This window comes from Gardnerella sp. DNF01195 (assembly GCF_049244175.1).
GTDB lineage: Bacteria > Actinomycetota > Actinomycetes > Actinomycetales > Bifidobacteriaceae > Bifidobacterium > Bifidobacterium leopoldii.
On record NZ_CP058383.1, the window covers coordinates 876,105 to 893,526 of the forward strand.

The window sequence follows — 17,422 nt, forward strand, 5'->3', positions numbered from 1 at the left end:
GAATAAAAAGCAAAAATACGCATATTTCATTAGATATAAAAAGTCGGGGTGACAGGATTCGAACCTGCGACATCCTGCTCCCAAAGCAGGCGCGCTACCAAACTGCGCTACACCCCGAGGCTTTTGAACTGATTACCAGTTCCAAGCACAATCAATTACAATAGCGCACTTTGCAGACAAATGCAAATTACGACACACGTATTATGAAAATTTTTTCTTCATTACAAAATTCGACTAACAAAACTCATTACTAGCCACCAAACGATACAATAGAATTAGTTTAAAGAAAAAGGGGCTAAGTATGGGACGCTTCCAGCGAACAGAGGCAATGGGGTTAATATCATTCATAGTTTGTGCAGCTTGTGGAATGATTATTATGAGAATGTATATGGCAACAATGCCAGCATTTTGGCAAATTAGCCAGCGATTATTCCTTACAGCTTCAACTATTGTGTCTTTGTGCAGCGTAGGCGCTTTTATTGTTGGATACTTGCGTACAAATAAAAAAGTTATCAGCCATCACTTAATTCGAGTAGCTAAGCACGCGTTTGAAATAACAGCGCTTTCTACGATTTACGGCGCAACGATGTTTCTTATGTCTTTTGCTTTGCTATCTATTATTAATAGCATTATTGGCAGAGCGGCAATGAACAGCTATTTACCAGTATTATGCTCAGCTTTATCTGGAATAGTTGGATACGCAACTCTTATTCAAGCTGAACTTCTTGAAGCTAAAACTGTGGCTTCCCTCCTGCCATTATTCGTTATTTCTGGAGCTGCAACTGCAGGTCTTACGACAGATGATCCGTACTGGTATAACAATAATTTCTCTCAACTTGGAGACCGCACAACATTTGCAGCTAGTATGTTTAATGCAACACTTGTTTTGTCAGGAATTTGCATTATCATAACGAGCTACTTTGCTATTACTGAATTCGTTGCAACACAGCACGAAATGCTACAACACAATAACCAAAAACTGATTAAACACTTCAAGATGCGCACAACTGTTATGGCAGCTTTGCTGATTCTTGGAGGAATATCGTTTATTGGAATAGGAACTTTTAGATACACGCCACATCCTTTCTTACATGATTTATGTGCTCGAGGAGTGACAGGATTAATTTGCACAATGCTTGTTTGCCTTCCATGGCTTGCTCCTAGGCTTTCTCGCACATTCTATATTGCTTCCGATTTAGCGGTTATTCTTACTGCGTGGGCAGGAAATCAGTGGGTACATGGAAATAATACTCTTACAAATGTTGAAGCATTATCATGTCTGCTATTTCTTGGATGGATTATTGTATTTTCACGACAAGTTGCGGCTATGCAAAGCGATCGTCTTCAATCAAAAATAAATCAAGCTTTAATATTAAATAGAAGCTCAAAAGCACAAATAGAATAAGAACAAAAGATAAATTAAACTAACAAAAGCAGCGTAGAAACTTAAATTTCTGCGCTGCTTTTAGTTTTTACAAGTCACGAACTTCTTTACGAATAAAGCATAATACTCAACATTCTGGCTTATGCTCGCTCATAAGAAGCAAGAAACTACGAGATTGTGCGACAATATTAAATCCTGCTTCATATAACAATTCCGGACCCTTTGGATTATATGTGTCCACAATCAACTTCCACTTTTCACCATAACGTTTATCTGGCAAAGTAAAAGTAATAGGTTCATAATGCGCATTAAAAATAAGAATAAAGTCATTATCAACCATTCTCGTTCCATACCAGTCAGTTTCTGGAATATCCGAACCATTCAAATAAATCATCACAGATAAAGCATGAGTATTTGACCAGTCCTCCATATCCATAACAGTACCGTTATGGTCAAGCCATTCAACTTGTGGAATATCGCTTACATCATCTCCAGCAGAACGACCTGTAAAGAAACGACGACGATGCAACACAGGGTGCTTCAAACGCAGGTGAATAAGCTTAGAAACGAAATCGAACATATCTCGTTGAGTTTCGTTATAATCCCAACTTATCCACGAAATAGCGTTATCTTGGCAATAAGCATTGTTATTACCATTCTGCGTACGCATGACTTCATCACCAGCGCATATCATAGGAATGCCCTGGCTCATCAAAAGAGTTGAGAACAAATTGCGTATTTGACGTTCACGCAATTCGTTAACATCGTGAATATTAGTAGGTCCTTCAACACCGCAATTCCACGAACGATTGTCGTTTGCACCATCGCAATTGCCTTCTTTATTAGCTTCATTATGCTTTTCGTTATAGCTAACTAAATCATTCATAGTGAAGCCATCGTGAGCTGTAATAAAGTTCACGGAAGCTACAGGCTTTCGTCCATTTTGCTCATACAAATCTGAGCTACCCATAAGCCTGCTAGCAAATTCAGGTAATGTAGATGGTTGTGAGCGCCAAAAGTCGCGAACACAATCGCGATATCTTCCATTCCACTCAGACCAACTTGGAGGGAATCCACCAACTTGATATCCACCAACACCAATATCCCAAGGCTCAGCAATAAGCTTCACACTTGAAATAATGGGATCCTGCTCAATAATGTCAAAGAATGCAGAAAGTTTATCTACCTCTTGGAACTGACGCGCAAGAGTTGCTGCTAAATCGAAACGGAAGCCATCGACATGCATTTCAGTTACCCAATAACGCAAACTATCTGTGATTAACCGCAACGCTTTTGGAGAACGCATAAGTAAGGAATTACCAGTACCAGTAGTGTCAAAATAATGACGCTGATCATTATCTACAAGACGATAATATGCGCGATTATCAATACCACGGAAACTCAAAGTAGGACCACGGTCATTGCCCTCAGCAGTGTGATTGTAGACAACGTCTAGAATCACTTCCATGCCTGCAGCATGATATGCCTTAACCATTGACTTAAATTCGTTAACTTGCTCTCCGCGCTGACCAGAGCTGGAATAAGAATTTTGAGGAGCGAAGAAACCAATAGTGTTGTATCCCCAGTAGTTACTTAATCCTTTATTTTGCAAGAAAGAATCGTTTACAAACTGATGGATAGGCATCAATTCTATTGCAGTAACACCAAGCTTCCTTAAATAAGAAATAACGCTTGGATGTGCAAGTCCAGCATAAGTGCCTCTAATATCTGGAGGAACACGTTTATCAAGATTAGTCATTCCACGAACATGAGCTTCGTAAATAACAGAATCATGATACGGAATCATAGGGTGCTGATCATTACCCCAATCAAAATACGGGTTAATAACTGCAGCCTTCATCGTATGATCCGCAGAATCCAAAGTATTCATTGCTGAAATATCATCTGGATTATCAAACCAATACGAGAAAAGACTCTCATCACCGTCTATATTTCCTTCAATCGCCTTGGCATATGGGTCAAGCAACAACTTATGAGGATTGCACCATAAACCATGAGAAGGATCATAGGGTCCGTGAACACGATAACCATAACGCTGACCAGGCTGTATGCCTGAAACATAGTTATGCCACACGTATGAGTTCTGCTCAGTCATATCAATACGTGTTTCATTATCATGCTCATCAAATAAACATAATTCAACGCGCTTTGCAACTTCGGAAAACAGCGCAAAATTCACGCCAGCGCCATCATAGTTTGCGCCAAGCGGATACATGGAACCTGGTCGTATATGCATAATATAAGTATCTCATATATTCGAGTAGTTTTCACGTCATGTTGAAGTTATTTAAAAAAGCTTGAATTTTAAATGAAAGCCTCAATTAATAACGTAATTCCATGGATCGCAAGCTTCACCTAACCAAGCAACTTCTGGACGCTCTCCATACATTTCTTCTACGCAGTCAGCAATATCATTAATCGCATAAGTAAACCACAATGACTCAATAGCACTATGAGAAGTGTTAATAATCATAGGATATGTGTGTTGAATGTAATCTTCACCAGAAGAAAGACGCAGTTTCGATTCATATTTAGCTCGCTCAATTGCATCAAGTGCAGGATGATGACGCAAATCGCTTGTAACATATACGTCAACTTTTTCCTTGCGAACTTCATCTAACAAGCTTTCCCCAGAACCAGGCAAAACAGCTACTGTACTAACTTTCGCATCAAGATTTCCAGCAACTTGAACACCAACTTTTGTATGAGGAAGAACGTTAAAAACATTTTGCGCAAAATCACGCAATGATATTGGCACATCCAAAACACCAATTCTGCCTAAGCCAATGTTACGTCCAGCAGAATCGATCTGTTTAGAAACAACAATTGGACGCAAATTATGAAGACCAAAATACTCTGCCGCAGCATGAGCAACTCCACGCCACGCGACATCCGCATTAGTGTGGCCAACCCATAGCGCACAATTATTACTAATTAAACGCTGTACAATTTCGCCACGAACAGTTTCGTTTGAAACTCCATGCACAGCTTTGAAAAATAGCGGATGATGAGTCACTAATAGGTTGGCACCCATTGATAACGCTCGATCAACTGCGCTAATCGTAGGATCACTGACACATACGATTCGCTGAATTTGGGAATTCAAGTCTCCAACAATAAGACCAGGCTCATCCCACTCTTCAGCAAAGCTTAATGGGTACAATGTTTCTATAGCTTCAATTACTTTGCTTAATCTAATCATTTCTTCTACCTTTAAGTAGTGTTAATGCGCTGCTAGTTGCCAATCTACACCAACTCCAGTAGAAACATTAAGAGGAACATCTAAATGCACAGCATTTTCCATAGCTTTACGCACAATATTTTCTACCTGCTCTTGCTCACCATGTGAAATTTCTAAAATCAATTCATCATGTATTTGCAATATTACTCGGCTACGAACTTTTGCTTCACGCAATCCCAAATCAACACGAAGCATAGCAAGTTTCATAATATCTGCGGCAGTACCTTGTATTGGAGCGTTAAGAGCTCCGCGCTCAGCAGCTTCACGAGATGCACGATTATTGGAAGAAAGCTGCGGGAAGTACCTACGTCGACCAAACATAGTTTCTGTATATCCAAGTTCTTTTGCCTTTGACACAAGAGATTCCAGATAGTCATGAACATTGCCAAAAGTATCAAAATACTTATTCTTCAACATTTCAGCTTCAGCCGGACTAATAGAAAGCTGTTTGGCTAGTCCATAAGTACTCAATCCATATGCTAATCCATAGCTCATAGCTTTTACATGAGAACGTTGATCCGGCGTTACTTGTTCAACAGGAATCTTATAAACTAAGCTCGCAACATATTTATGAAAATCTGCGCCGGAACGGAATGCTTCAATAAGAGTTTTATCATGAGATGCATGAGCCATAATACGAAGCTCAACTTGTGAATAATCACAACTCATTAAATATTCAAATTCTTCTCCTGGAATAAAAGCAGCACGAATCTCACGACCAGCAGCATTCCTATTAGGAATATTCTGGAGATTAGGATCAGCAGAACTTAAACGACCAGTTGCCGCAATAGTCTGCTCAAAAGTTGTATGGATGCGCCTATCATCATAATGAGCCGCATCAATTAAACTTTGCACAATCTGCTTCAATTTATTAGTTTCGCGATGTTTAAGTAAGGCACCCAAGAATTGACTTGCAGGCTCTTCGGGATCGAGTTTAACGTACATAGCTTGCAAAGCTTCGGCATTAGTCGTGTACGAGCCATTCTTTGTGCGACGAGTAGGTTTAAGACCAAAATGCTCAAAAAGTATTTGCTGCAACTGCTTAGGACTTTGTAAATTAACAGAACTACCTGCAACTTTCCAAGCCATATTTTGCGCGAACTCAGCATCTGCAGAAAATTGCTTAAGCATACCACTTAAACGTTGCATATCAACTGCAGCACCGACGTCTTCCATGCCACGCAAAACTCGCGAAATAGGCATTTCCAAATCAGTCATCAAACCAGTTTGTTTTCTATCATCAAGTGTTGAAGCAAAATGAAGAGCCAAAAGACGAATAAGAAGCGCAGTTCTTAAGAATTTAGCTTCACGCGCTTGAGTTTGCTTTTCATTATTTTCTTCTTCACTGGCTGGCGTTTCATCGTCAATAAGAAGATCGAGCTCACCCTGCTTAGCTTCATTTTCACCCAAATTATCTTCATCTGACTGAATATCTAAATAATGTTCAGCCATATTTTCTAAAGTTTCAGCTCGAAAATCAGGCTCCAATAAATATGATGCCAATCGAGTATCAAGAAGTGGAGTGCCAAATGAATTATTCGAATCGAATAATTTTAGCGATTTTAGCAATCCCAAATGCTTTTTATAATCATGCAATACTGTTATTGAAGAATTTTTTTGCAAGAACTTTCGCAACATCTCGAGCAAAGCTCGATCTGCCGATTGCAAATCAGACGCGTACAATAACACAGCTTTATGAGCAACAAGAATTATTAAAGAATCTGCAGTCAACTCAAAATGATGTTTTGAATTCTTCTTGCACTCATGAGCGTATATTACAACTTCTTGATTTTTCAGTATAGGTTCGGCACATTTACGAGAATTATTTATAATTTTTTCGGAACTTAATTCTTCAAAATTCTCTTCTTCGGAACTTAGTTGGTCGAAAGTATCTTCAGTATTTTTTGAATCTTTCTTTATTTCTGTATAAAGTAAAGAAGAAACGGAATTCTCCCAATTAATAAAGTCTTCTACAGTTTTAACATGATGCAAGTCAATGCTTGCTAGCATTTCTTGAAAATTTTCTGCGTCAATATTTGATTGATCACCTTGAACTAGCTCATCGTTATTAGCATTACCTTCATACGTAGACGAAAACATTATACGCATATTATTTTCAATAGATTGTTGCGTACCGTTGCTAAAAGTTTTGAGAATCTTTCTCTTTTTTAATTCGCCAAATTCAAGTTGAGACAGCAAGATTCCTAATTTTGCAGCATCAACATCACCAAAGCACAAATCATCTACAGTTACGCCTAAATCCAAATCGCAAACTAAAGCATTAACTTTACGGTTTAAACGAACTTGATCAATATTTTCTCTTAAAGCTTCTCCCTTTTTACCGCTAATCTCATTCGAATGTTCAATAATATTTTCTAGGCTGCCGAATTGATTAATCCATTTAGCAGCGTACCCATCTCCAACACCTGGAACTCCTGGAATATTATCTGCAGTTTCTCCTCTTAACGCTGCTAGATCAGGATATTGCTTAGGCGTAACATGATATTTTTCAAAAACAGCATCCTTATCCATTTCTTTTAAATCTTTAAAATGCTGTCCTGGATACAAAACAGTAATATTGTCATCTATAAGTTGGAATGCATCACGATCGCCAGAAAGTACCAAAGTTCTATAACCGGCATTCGCTCCCATTGTTGCAAGGGTGCCGATAACATCATCACCTTCATAACCTGGTTTCTCAATATAAGTGATACCAAGAGCTTTAAGCATCTGTTGAATAATAGGAAGCTGCGAAAGAAGCTCCTGCGGAGCAGCATCACGAGTACCTTTATATTGAGGAAGCATAGTATTTCTAAAAGTTCCACCTTTAACGTCAAAAGCAATAGCTAAGCGGTCAGGCTTCTCTTTTTTTACAACCTGCGAAAGCATAGTAATAAATCCCCAAATGGAATTTGTTGCTTGCCCAGAGCGAGTAGAAAAATTATCTGCAGATATTGCAAAAAAAGCACGGAACGCAAGAGAATGGCCATCGACAACCAACAACGTTCCTTTCTCATTCTTAAGTTCCGAAGAATGTTCTTCAACGATGTCGGTATTCACTGTTGACTACTCACCCACGTTCCGTAATTACTAATAAATAACTATGCAGTTATATAAAAATGAATAAATATAACCCTACTAATTTTCAGATGAAGATTCTACTTTATCATCGCTATACTTTGCAATAATAGCCATTGCAAGACGCTTCTTAGGGATACGTTGATCCATAGAAGTTTTTTGAATCCAGCGGAAAGCACCCTGCTCAGAGAATCCAGCCTTATCCATAAGAAGACCTTTAGCACGATCTACAAGCTTACGTTCTTCTAAAGTATCTTCAGCTTTCTTCAGCTTTTCTTCTGTCTTCTTCAACTGATCTTCAGCATCGTGTAACTTGTTTTCTGCACGTTCAACACTATCTAATAAATCGTTGATCTCGCTAAAGCGACCCATAGCAACTTCCAAAGCAGGAAGAAGTTTAGATTCTTCATACGGTTTAGTAACGTACGCCATCGCTCCAGCACCAGTTGCTTGTTTTACTAAATCTGACTGTGAAAAAGCAGTGAGCATTACTACAGGAGCAATATTCTCATCACAGATTGTTGCAGCGGCAGTAATGCCATCCATAACAGGCATCTTAACATCCATGCATACAACATCTGGATGATTTTCACGCGTCAACTCAATAGCTTCTTGACCGTTAGCAGCCTGACCTACAACTTGATATCCGTTATCTTCAAGCATTGCCACTAAATCCATACGATTAACTGATTCATCTTCTGCAACTACCACAGTACGAATATGATTGTTTTTCTTTTCTTTAGATTCTCGCTGAGCAGCTTCATCATCTGCAGCTTTGCGCAGCTCATCATCAGTAAGTACCTCAGGCATCGCTGGCTCTGTCCCTTCATTTTCATCCATACCTGGCATATTCAAAACCTCACTTCATTGCCACACATTCACAGGGCAACATCGCCATGCATCTTTAACATGGCGCTCACGCAACGGCACACTCACAAACACTAGTGGAAATTGCGCATCATAACACAATTTGCAAGTCATTAAAATACCGCACGCGCACCATGTTCGTGTCAATTAATAATATCATAAGAATTGCAAGACGCGCGAACAAGCACATACAATTAGCACTATTTTGCTTATTTTATATAATCGCAGATAATAATACAGCCAGCGCACCAAGTATTGCCTGAGCAACGCACATAGGAAAAGCGTTCTTGTAATCACCTATAAGCACACATTTAGTAAACTTATAAGCTTTAATTGCAATGACTAACAATAAGAGCCACTGAAAAGCAGCAAAAAATAAATGCCATGAAGTATTGCATACAATCGCACTAAAACTGAGGAAAACTTCAACACTATAAAAGCGCCATATTGATGGCACTACAGAAGGTAACACAATAATCAAAATAGAATATGCGATCAATAGAACAGCAGAAACAATGCTCATAGCAGCGCATAAACGCCTACCATTGCGCTCACCAATTCTAACCATAGCAGTTATTTTTCCATGCTCTTTATCGCTTTTAATATCTCGAAGATTGTTTACCATCATTAAGCAAGCCGAATAAGCACCAGGAATGCAAGATATTAGCAAACAAGCCAAAATCCTTTGCCCGCCATTAATAAATATACTAGTTTCTGGAATACCAATTCCATATGTAATTGCGCATAACGAACCAATAAAAGGAACAGGACCGAAAAATACAAACGCACTTACTTCTCCCCAACCCTTATAACCGTAAGGATGTTTACCCCCGGCATAAAACCAGGCTGCAGCAAAGCACGCAATTCCAAGTAAAATAAACCAATATATTCCAGTTCGCAAAACAATAATCAAACCAAAAATACAAGAAATAAAAGCAGAAATTATTACAGCTTTAAGCACAGATTTCGGGGAAATTCCAGCATTTGCAAGGCGCCAAGATACATCGCATAAAGGCTTTGAATTATTGCTACTTAAAGCACGCAAACTACGATTCTCATCCAAGCCATTCAATCCGTCACAATAATCATTGGCATAATTGACGGCGATTTGCATAAACGCAGCAACCATGCAGCACAAGAAAAATTGTATAAAACATTGCTCTAGATGCATAATTGGTTCTTCAAAATACGAAAATCGCATCATTCTAAATGAAACCGCAAACGCCATAACAACAGGAACTAAGCCTATTGGAAGCGTGTAAATTCTTGCACCCTTAAGCCAAATTTTTACACTTTTCATCAAAAGCCTCATAAATTATTTATGATTTATTTATTTATGATTTACACAAATATTTTACACTAAATTTGGCAAAAAGATTGAAGTGCATATTGGTAAAGCAATAATAAGTGCAGAAATAACTAAAGACAAGAATCCACGCCATCCGAATGGGTATTTGTAATACGAAGACTTGCGTGTACGCAAATAAAAGCCGCGCTCTTCCGCTGCTAGCGCAGAACTATCTGCTTTACGCACTGAAGAAACCAAAAGAGGCACAATAAGAGGCATCATAAGTTTTAATTTTTTAAATGGATTTTTACTATCGTATTCAACTCCGCGAGCCATTTGAGCTTCTGTGATTTGAGACATTTCTTGCGCAAAAATAGGCACAAAACGAACCGCAGTAGTTATAGTAAAAGCATAACAATATGGAATATGCAAATATTGGACTACAGCATTTGCAAGATCGTTTAATTTAGTTACTGTTAGCACTGTAACAAGAGGAAAAGCAAAACAGAACAAACGCAAAGAAGCTTTCGCTCCAATATCAATACCTCTTAACGTAAACCATAGAAAAATATAGTTCCCACTTTGAGCAATAACAGTTTGTAGCAAAAACATTACGCAAGAAATTATTAGCATAGCTTTAATAAGGCCAAATAATGTTTTAACAACATGAGTAAAAGCCATGCCAACAAAAATAATAACAGCTAGCGCAATAAGTACAGAATACTGTTTAGCAATAAATACGCTTATTACAATACTCGCAGCAAGAATTAGCTTCGCAATAGGGTTTGTGCGGTGAAGGAATGTGTTGCCTGATTGATATGTTAATAGTCTCGTTTTCATAAATATCAGATGCCTTTATTTTACTTCTAACTATTCTGCTGATTATGCTGCTTATTCTGACTAAGTTTTGCGATTTTACCAAAACGCAACGCTTCAACTAATTCTTTTCGCGTATACAATCCATAGCATTGCTTAAAACCGTTAGAAACCAAACCTTGGCAAACAGCACACAATAATGGTGGATATAAAGAAGCAGCTGAACAGACGTCTGGTTTTTCAAAAACATCATGCGCTGAACCATCAATAATAAGCTTTCCATCATTAATCGTTATAAGTCTAGTTGCATAATCAAGCACAACTTCCATATCATGACAAACCATAATCACGCAACAACCGTGAGCTCGCAACTCCTCAACTACTTGCATAATTCTCACGCATTCATGGTAATCAAGCCCACAAGTTGGTTCATCGAGAACAAGTATTTTAGGACGCGTTACGACAGTTGCAGCCAATGCCACCATTTGTCTCTGCCCTCTAGAAAGCATGAATGGACTGTCAGTAGGATTTAAGTCAAGTTTCTCAATAATTTCCATTGCATGCGTTTTCGCTTGACTAGAATCTTCACCAATTAAAATACAGCTCAACTCTACTTCTTCAAGAACAGTCTCTTTACATAATTGATGATCAGGATTTTGGAATAATGTCGCAACATATTTTGCTATTTGACTAATTCGCAATGGCTTGGTGTCGATACCGTCAATTGTTACACTACCTTCAGTAGGTCTTAGTAGACCGTTAATAATTTTTGTAATAGTAGTTTTTCCGGCACCGTTTTTGCCAATTAATGCGATCAATTCACCAGCATAAGCATCAAATGAAATATCTTTTAGAGCCTTGACATCATTTGCATAAGCAAAACTCACATGATCTATTGAAAGGCATGGCTTATCAGTATTATTAACTGCATTGTTAGCTCTTTTAGAATCTTCTTTATTAAGTTCTAAATCAGCTTCTACATCATACGCATCATCGCGATTAGAAAGTTTAGAATAATCAGAACGCAAAGTTTTAACAATAGTATTTACAGTTTCATCAACGCCAACACTAAGAGGTGATGGATCGCAAATTTGTTCATCTTGCAATTGTTTAAGCAATCGCGTAGTACGTGGATAATTAATACCTACTTTACGAAGTAACTCTATATCTTTAAGAGCTTCGCAAACAGGAGCATCGAGAACAAGCTCACCTTTAGAAAGCACTATAAGACGCTTGCAATATTCACTTAATAAAGCTACTTTTTGCTCAATCACTACAATAGTAATACCAAAGTTTTTATTCAAATCACTTAAAACGTCGAAAATCATACGTGAAGAAACTGGATCCAGCGCACAAGTAGGCTCATCTAAAACCATCACTTTAGGCCTTAAAGCCAAAATAGCAGCTATTGCAACCTTCTGCTTTTGACCTCCAGATAGCGTATCTAAATCACGATTTCGCAAATTGCTAATACCAACAGTTTCTAGTGCATTTGCTATACGCTCAGGAATTTCATCGTGCGAAACTCCGAAGTTTTCTAAGCCAAAAAGCAACTCATCTTCAACGTTTGCAGCAACCATTTGCGCATCAATATCTTGAATAACAGAGCCAATTAAACAAGCAATATTAGTGAGCTCAAGAGTAGTAGTGTCATGACCAGCAATTCTGACAGTTCCGAAAAACTTTCCCGAATAATGGTGAGGAATTGCTCCAGAAAAAAGTGAAGCAAGAGTTGTTTTACCAGACCCAGAAGGTCCAATAATTCCAACGAATTCACCTTGATGAATACTAAGGTTTACTTTATGAAGAGCATAGTTGCAATTATCTTCATTGTCTTTTTTATCTTTATTTGCAACACTTTCATCACTATGAGTATCGTAACGAAAAGATACATTGCTTAATTCAAGCAATGGCACTTCTTTTACTGATTCATCACTTTTTTTCATAGGCTCTTTACACGGTTCGGCAGAATCAACTAAATGATTATCTGCAACATATTTTTCTTGCTGAGACATAACATTCCTAACTCTAACACACCGAGCAAACGCTAAAAAATTAATAACACAAAAACACAAGTTGACATCAATCATATTAGACTGATGCCAACTTGCTTTTATACCTTTATATTTATACTTCTATGACTTTATACATTTATACGCATTAAACACATTCGTTAATAATGATGTATAACGTGCAATTAAACATGCAATCATAAGAATTTCTTAGTTACATTATTTATTATTTGTGCAATACAAGTCGCAATGGAGTATAAAGAATTTCAACAATAATCGCATTAAATGCAGCAGTACCAAAAATAATTGGCATCATTACGATTACCATGTTTGGAGAATGAAGAATAAAGTAAGCAGCAATAGAAGCGAAAATGCAACCAGAAATTACTGTTGTAACAAAAGTTGCAATAAATGGGAAAACACTTACTTTACGAGCAGCATCCTTTGGGAAGAGATGGACATATCCAATTAAAATAGCTGTCATAATAATTGCAGCAGGAATGTCACACGCATATTCAAGGAATGGAATCGAAGTATTAAGTTGGATTAATGTTGCAGCAAGAGCTCCAATAATAGCTCCTTGATAAATCTTTGGACGAACCAACAAAATCGCCAAGCAGAATGAAGCAATAACAAACTCAGGCTGGATATTTCCAATAGAAAGAGGCTTGGCAACAGTAAAATCAAGAATGCATCCTGCTGCAAATAGAACTGCAACCAGCACTAACGAAGTAATATTTAGTGCATGATTCTTAACTTTCGCATTTTTCATCATTACCGACGCAACATCAGCAGTTGCATTTGCGACGCCGCTAGTAGCTTCCATAACTTTTTCATTAGTTTCATTAGCCATGATTTCTCTCCTTGTTTAAGCTTCATATTATTTGAATACAAAGCTATCGAATATTTTGTTGTGATTTGTGATTTGTGATTTGTGATTTGTGATTTGTGATTTGTGATTTTTGAAATTTAAGGCTTGTATACAAAAAGACCCCCGGGGCTTACCCGGAGGTCTTTTACAAGCTTTTATACGCAGCTTCTAAAACTTCAGAGTAAACTCACGCCAAAGAGAAGACTGCCACCACCACATACGTGCAGCATTAAGAGTATCGAAAGATTCAGCATTCATGTTCATGTTAAGCATGATGTCTGCCTCCTTAACTCATTAATACTAACTGTGGTTCACACACAAACCTCAACCGAAGTATTCGATATTTGTTTGTGTTGGAAATGATGCTAACACCATAAAAGTACAAATGCAAACATTTTTTCAAAAATATTCTCCTAATGAAATAATTATTACAAAAATATTTATAAATTTATTATTCGTAAATCCTTATTTTGCAAAGAAAATCTCGTTTTAAATAAAGAAACTCCCGAAATAATGTAAAAGAAAAAATTTACTTAAATAAATGCAACACGCTGATTCATTTAGTTATTTTAGAATTTTTTACATTTTGACTCTTTAATTGCTGAGCAATTTGTAATTTTACTGCAATAATTCGCTTTACAGACTCATCAATTCGAGACTCAGGTATATCACCTTGACGAACTGCATTAACAACAGAATAATACGCTTGACGCAAATTTGCAGGAGAAAGTAATATATCGATGCCTGCTTTAATTCCTGTAATTGCAGCAACTCCAGGAGAATAGCGCAACGATATTGCGCCCATTCCTAAAGAGTCAGAAATAAGAATACCTTTATAACCAAGCTTTTTACGAGCTAAACCAGTAACAATTTTCTCAGACATGCTAGCAGGAATATCATCACCTGTAATCTTCGGATACGACACGTGACTGACCATAATAAACTTAACACCAGTGTCTACAGCATCTTTGAATGGTACTAAATCTATTTTTCTTAACGCAAGTGGAGTTTGGTTCGAAACAGTAACGCCTTTGTGAGAATCCTCAAAAGTTGAGCCATGACCAGGAAAATGCTTATACGTGGCAAAAACGTGATGCTCTTGCAAACCGTCAGTAAACGCATCTGTCATATTTGCAACTAGCGAAGCATTAGAGCCGAATGAACGCTTGATCATCAGGTTATTATCCGGATTAGTAATCACATCAGCAACTGGAGCAAAATCAACATTAAAACCTAAATTCGAAAGATAATTACCAATGTAAGCACCAGTTTTATAAGCTTTGCGAGTTTTCTTAGTCGCTCCAATATCCCTCATATTAGGCGAGGAATTAACACCCATTTGAGGATTTGAGCTAACTCGCGCAACAGTGCCACCTTCTTCATCAACAGCTACTAAAGCAGGCAGTGACACTCTAGATTCGCTTATTGATTGCAACCCAGAAATCATTTGCTGAGTTTGATTAGGATTCTGAATATTCTCCCTGCTATACATTATTCCGCCAACAGGTATGGAATTAAACGACTGCTGCATTTGCGAGCCAGAAGATACCACAGTCCCGTATGTTCCAGCTAATTCTTCAGGCTTAACTATGAACATTTGAGCAACTTTATCTTCAAGAGACATCTTTGATAGCACATTTTTAACAACACTGCTATTAGGGTCAATCCCCCGTCTTGCTTGCCTTTTACGTGCTTGCTTTAGTGCTTCAAGTTTTTTAGCCACATCCGCAGGGTTAACTGTTTTCTTACTAACATAAGTTTTAGAAGAAACATTAAAAAAATGCGAGCGCATAACAGATACTGCAGCAAACATAGATATTGTAAGTAAAACAATAGCTATAATAGCCACTAAAATAGCAGCAAAACGCTTTCTTGGAACAACACTTGCAATTTGATTATGATGCTGAGCACTACGATATTGCATAGTGCGACCATCTACATAATGCGGACTGCTTTGTAGTTTACGTGTCCTTTGCTTTCGCATAACGAGTTTCCTCTAATTCGCTAAAAATGAACCAAAAAGTAGTAGCGTAATACTAATGCCTATTTATCTCACAAACATAGCCAGTTTTACCGCTAAAGGTTTTACGCAATGTAGGAGTCGTAAATAAATCATCGCGCTGATCATTCCAAGACCACTCATCATTTAAACGCCAAAGCATAAGATAGAACTCAGGCTCTCCATCTTTATCGTTTCGACTTGGTTCTCCTGGCAACCAGTTTTCATACTTTACTTTTTCACCAGTAACCCAGTGCGCAAATACGTCACCATTCTCACGTTGCGAAGTATAACCGCCAATCCACACATACTTAACGCCTTCCTTTTTCGCCATATTGATTACCTTTTTCTCTTTACTCTTACTGGTAAGAGTTACTAAGTAACCACCATCTTGCATGCATGCACTATTAGCTTCAGTCCACTTCACATCGCCCTTATGTAGCACGAAGCGAGTTGCACCCTTCTTATAATTCTTCTTCTTAATTGGCTTAAACGACAAATCATCACCAATACCACCAGACTGATGATTCTTGGAATCTGCAACCAATGCAGAAACCACTCGATCAGCATACGCATTCGAAGAAGAATCAGAATCATATTCTAAACAATAAACATTATCTTGATTGACTCGAATTCTATTCATTACCTCTTGCATATCTGAAATTGAATTCATATCCCAGAAGTAACCATTCGTTTCATTCGCAATATTTTGCAGAGTACTTGAATCAGCTTCACTAGTACCAATCAAATATACAGGAATACCTTTTTCTTTAGCTAAAGAAATAACCTCATCAGCAGTATGAGTACTCTCATTATCTTGACCATCAGTAAACGCAATTACGCAATTAAAGCCAGGATGATTAGAAGCATTAGTAATTCCGGTATAAAGTGCGTCATACAAAGCTGTCATGCCGTAAGGAGTCATATTATCAATGCCTGTAAGCAATCGATCTTTATCGTTAGTATACGTTGCCATATACATTAAGTAACTATCGAAAGATATAAGCTCTCCTGTATCGCCAACCTTATAATTAAGATTGCGCACAAAATCACTCATAGTACGTTTCATCGTATCTATAGAATCTTCCATAGATCCAGATTTATCAAGCAGAATTTCGTAATTAACACCTTGTTTATCTTTAATGCGCTCAACTTTATGGATAAGTCTTTCAGCTTCTCTGCCACCACCAATCTTCTCACGAATTGCAGCAGTAGGAGAATCAATTTCCAAAGCTTTTCCACTACTATCAGTAAGCGAAAAGTACAGTTTTACATGAGGATATTTAGATACGTCAGAGTCAACAATTTTCAACTTATAATCCGCGTATTTATTGGATTTCATAATTTCTTTTCGCAAAGTTTCGTAAGGAATTTGTTTTGGTCTCATATAATCCCAAATGCAATACCCGAAAATACTTGAAAGAATAACAGCAATCATAACAATAATAGCTATAATAATATTCCTTCGCTTCGCATCATTTTCAGCAGCAACTTGCGCATACCCGTATTGTTGTTGATACGGGTATTGTGTATTTGCTTCAGGGCGATAATACTGATTAGGAATGTTGCTGGTATAAAATACTTGCGTTTGCGCTTCAGGATGAGGCTGCTCTGCTTGCTGAGACTGAGTATTATTTGCTGAAGAAGTAATTTCTGCACCACACTGCGTGCAGAACCTCGTATTATCTTTTAAAATAGCTCCGCAATTAACGCAGTACATGATTTTCTTCTTTCTCTTCCTTATTAGTAAAACATTCACATACAGTTATAAAAAACCAAACTATCTATTAATTCTATACCCTGCTTCAAACACAAAGCCGAGGATATCGCAACAAATGCAATTAT

Annotated in this window: 11 protein-coding genes and 1 tRNA gene; 1 reads left to right on the forward strand and 11 read right to left on the reverse strand. The window is 37.6% G+C overall.

The window, feature by feature from the left end; all coding sequences use genetic code 11:
• Positions 1 to 43: 43 nt before the first annotated feature.
• Positions 44 to 117, reverse strand: a tRNA-Pro gene (locus HXT43_RS03265).
• 184 nt (positions 118 to 301) lie between these two features.
• On the opposite strand from HXT43_RS03265, the gene HXT43_RS03270 reads away from it, so the two are divergent.
• Positions 302 to 1,405: a hypothetical protein gene (locus HXT43_RS03270; RefSeq protein ID WP_004119320.1), complete on the forward strand. Its 1,104-nt coding sequence runs from the start codon at positions 302 to 304 to the stop codon at positions 1,403 to 1,405.
• Between the two features lie 106 nt (positions 1,406 to 1,511).
• Here the strand turns inward: HXT43_RS03270 and glgX are convergent, their stop codons facing one another.
• The 10 genes from glgX to HXT43_RS03320 form a co-directional block, all read right to left on the reverse strand.
• On the reverse strand, positions 1,512 to 3,641 hold the full coding sequence (gene glgX, locus HXT43_RS03275; RefSeq protein ID WP_032835386.1) for a glycogen debranching protein GlgX: 2,130 nt from the start codon (positions 3,639 to 3,641) through the stop codon (positions 1,512 to 1,514).
• 81 nt (positions 3,642 to 3,722) lie between these two features.
• Positions 3,723 to 4,607 (reverse strand): Nif3-like dinuclear metal center hexameric protein, encoded by an 885-nt coding sequence (locus HXT43_RS03280; RefSeq protein WP_004119313.1) that lies wholly within the window; start codon positions 4,605 to 4,607, stop codon positions 3,723 to 3,725.
• A 21-nt stretch (positions 4,608 to 4,628) separates the two neighbouring features.
• A complete protein-coding gene (gene polA / locus HXT43_RS03285; RefSeq protein ID WP_004106991.1) occupies positions 4,629 to 7,706 on the reverse strand; it encodes a DNA polymerase I in 3,078 nt (1,025 codons plus the stop codon).
• A 78-nt stretch (positions 7,707 to 7,784) separates the two neighbouring features.
• The gene (locus tag HXT43_RS03290; RefSeq protein WP_391496405.1) at positions 7,785 to 8,573 is read right to left on the reverse strand and encodes an ANTAR domain-containing response regulator; all 789 of its coding nucleotides are present in this window, start codon (positions 8,571 to 8,573) and stop codon (positions 7,785 to 7,787) included.
• A 232-nt stretch (positions 8,574 to 8,805) separates the two neighbouring features.
• Positions 8,806 to 9,891: a 1,4-dihydroxy-2-naphthoate octaprenyltransferase gene (menA, locus tag HXT43_RS03295; RefSeq protein WP_415688474.1), complete on the reverse strand. Its 1,086-nt coding sequence runs from the start codon at positions 9,889 to 9,891 to the stop codon at positions 8,806 to 8,808.
• A 54-nt stretch (positions 9,892 to 9,945) separates the two neighbouring features.
• Positions 9,946 to 10,719 carry an energy-coupling factor transporter transmembrane component T family protein gene (locus tag HXT43_RS03300; RefSeq protein ID WP_004106997.1) on the reverse strand — a complete coding sequence of 258 codons (774 nt, stop codon included), beginning with the start codon at positions 10,717 to 10,719 and terminating at the stop codon, positions 9,946 to 9,948.
• 26 nt (positions 10,720 to 10,745) lie between these two features.
• Positions 10,746 to 12,710 carry an ABC transporter ATP-binding protein gene (locus HXT43_RS03305; RefSeq protein WP_217430171.1) on the reverse strand — a complete coding sequence of 655 codons (1,965 nt, stop codon included), beginning with the start codon at positions 12,708 to 12,710 and terminating at the stop codon, positions 10,746 to 10,748.
• 223 nt (positions 12,711 to 12,933) lie between these two features.
• On the reverse strand, positions 12,934 to 13,560 hold the full coding sequence (locus HXT43_RS03310; protein ID WP_004107001.1) for a hypothetical protein: 627 nt from the start codon (positions 13,558 to 13,560) through the stop codon (positions 12,934 to 12,936).
• A 574-nt stretch (positions 13,561 to 14,134) separates the two neighbouring features.
• Complete coding sequence (locus HXT43_RS03315) at positions 14,135 to 15,562, reverse strand: glycoside hydrolase family 3 protein (protein ID WP_004119300.1); 1,428 nt, start codon at positions 15,560 to 15,562, stop codon at positions 14,135 to 14,137.
• A 52-nt stretch (positions 15,563 to 15,614) separates the two neighbouring features.
• Positions 15,615 to 17,297: a VWA domain-containing protein gene (locus HXT43_RS03320; protein ID WP_004119297.1), complete on the reverse strand. Its 1,683-nt coding sequence runs from the start codon at positions 17,295 to 17,297 to the stop codon at positions 15,615 to 15,617.
• Positions 17,298 to 17,422: the final 125 nt, after the last annotated feature.

Excerpts from the sequence above, each read along its gene's own strand:
- HXT43_RS03270 (WP_004119320.1), top strand. The coding sequence starts at position 302 with ATGGGACGCTTCCAGCGAACAGAGGCAATGGGGTTAATATCATTCATA.
- glgX (WP_032835386.1), bottom strand. The coding sequence starts at position 3,641 with ATGCATATACGACCAGGTTCCATGTATCCGCTTGGCGCAAACTATGAT.
- HXT43_RS03280 (WP_004119313.1), bottom strand. The coding sequence starts at position 4,607 with ATGATTAGATTAAGCAAAGTAATTGAAGCTATAGAAACATTGTACCCA.
- HXT43_RS03290 (WP_391496405.1), bottom strand. The coding sequence starts at position 8,573 with ATGCCAGGTATGGATGAAAATGAAGGGACAGAGCCAGCGATGCCTGAG.
- menA (WP_415688474.1), bottom strand. The coding sequence starts at position 9,891 with ATGAAAAGTGTAAAAATTTGGCTTAAGGGTGCAAGAATTTACACGCTT.
- HXT43_RS03300 (WP_004106997.1), bottom strand. The coding sequence starts at position 10,719 with ATGAAAACGAGACTATTAACATATCAATCAGGCAACACATTCCTTCAC.
- HXT43_RS03305 (WP_217430171.1), bottom strand. The coding sequence starts at position 12,710 with ATGTCTCAGCAAGAAAAATATGTTGCAGATAATCATTTAGTTGATTCT.
- HXT43_RS03310 (WP_004107001.1), bottom strand. The coding sequence starts at position 13,560 with ATGGCTAATGAAACTAATGAAAAAGTTATGGAAGCTACTAGCGGCGTC.
- HXT43_RS03315 (WP_004119300.1), bottom strand. The coding sequence starts at position 15,562 with ATGCGAAAGCAAAGGACACGTAAACTACAAAGCAGTCCGCATTATGTA.
- HXT43_RS03320 (WP_004119297.1), bottom strand. The coding sequence starts at position 17,297 with ATGTACTGCGTTAATTGCGGAGCTATTTTAAAAGATAATACGAGGTTC.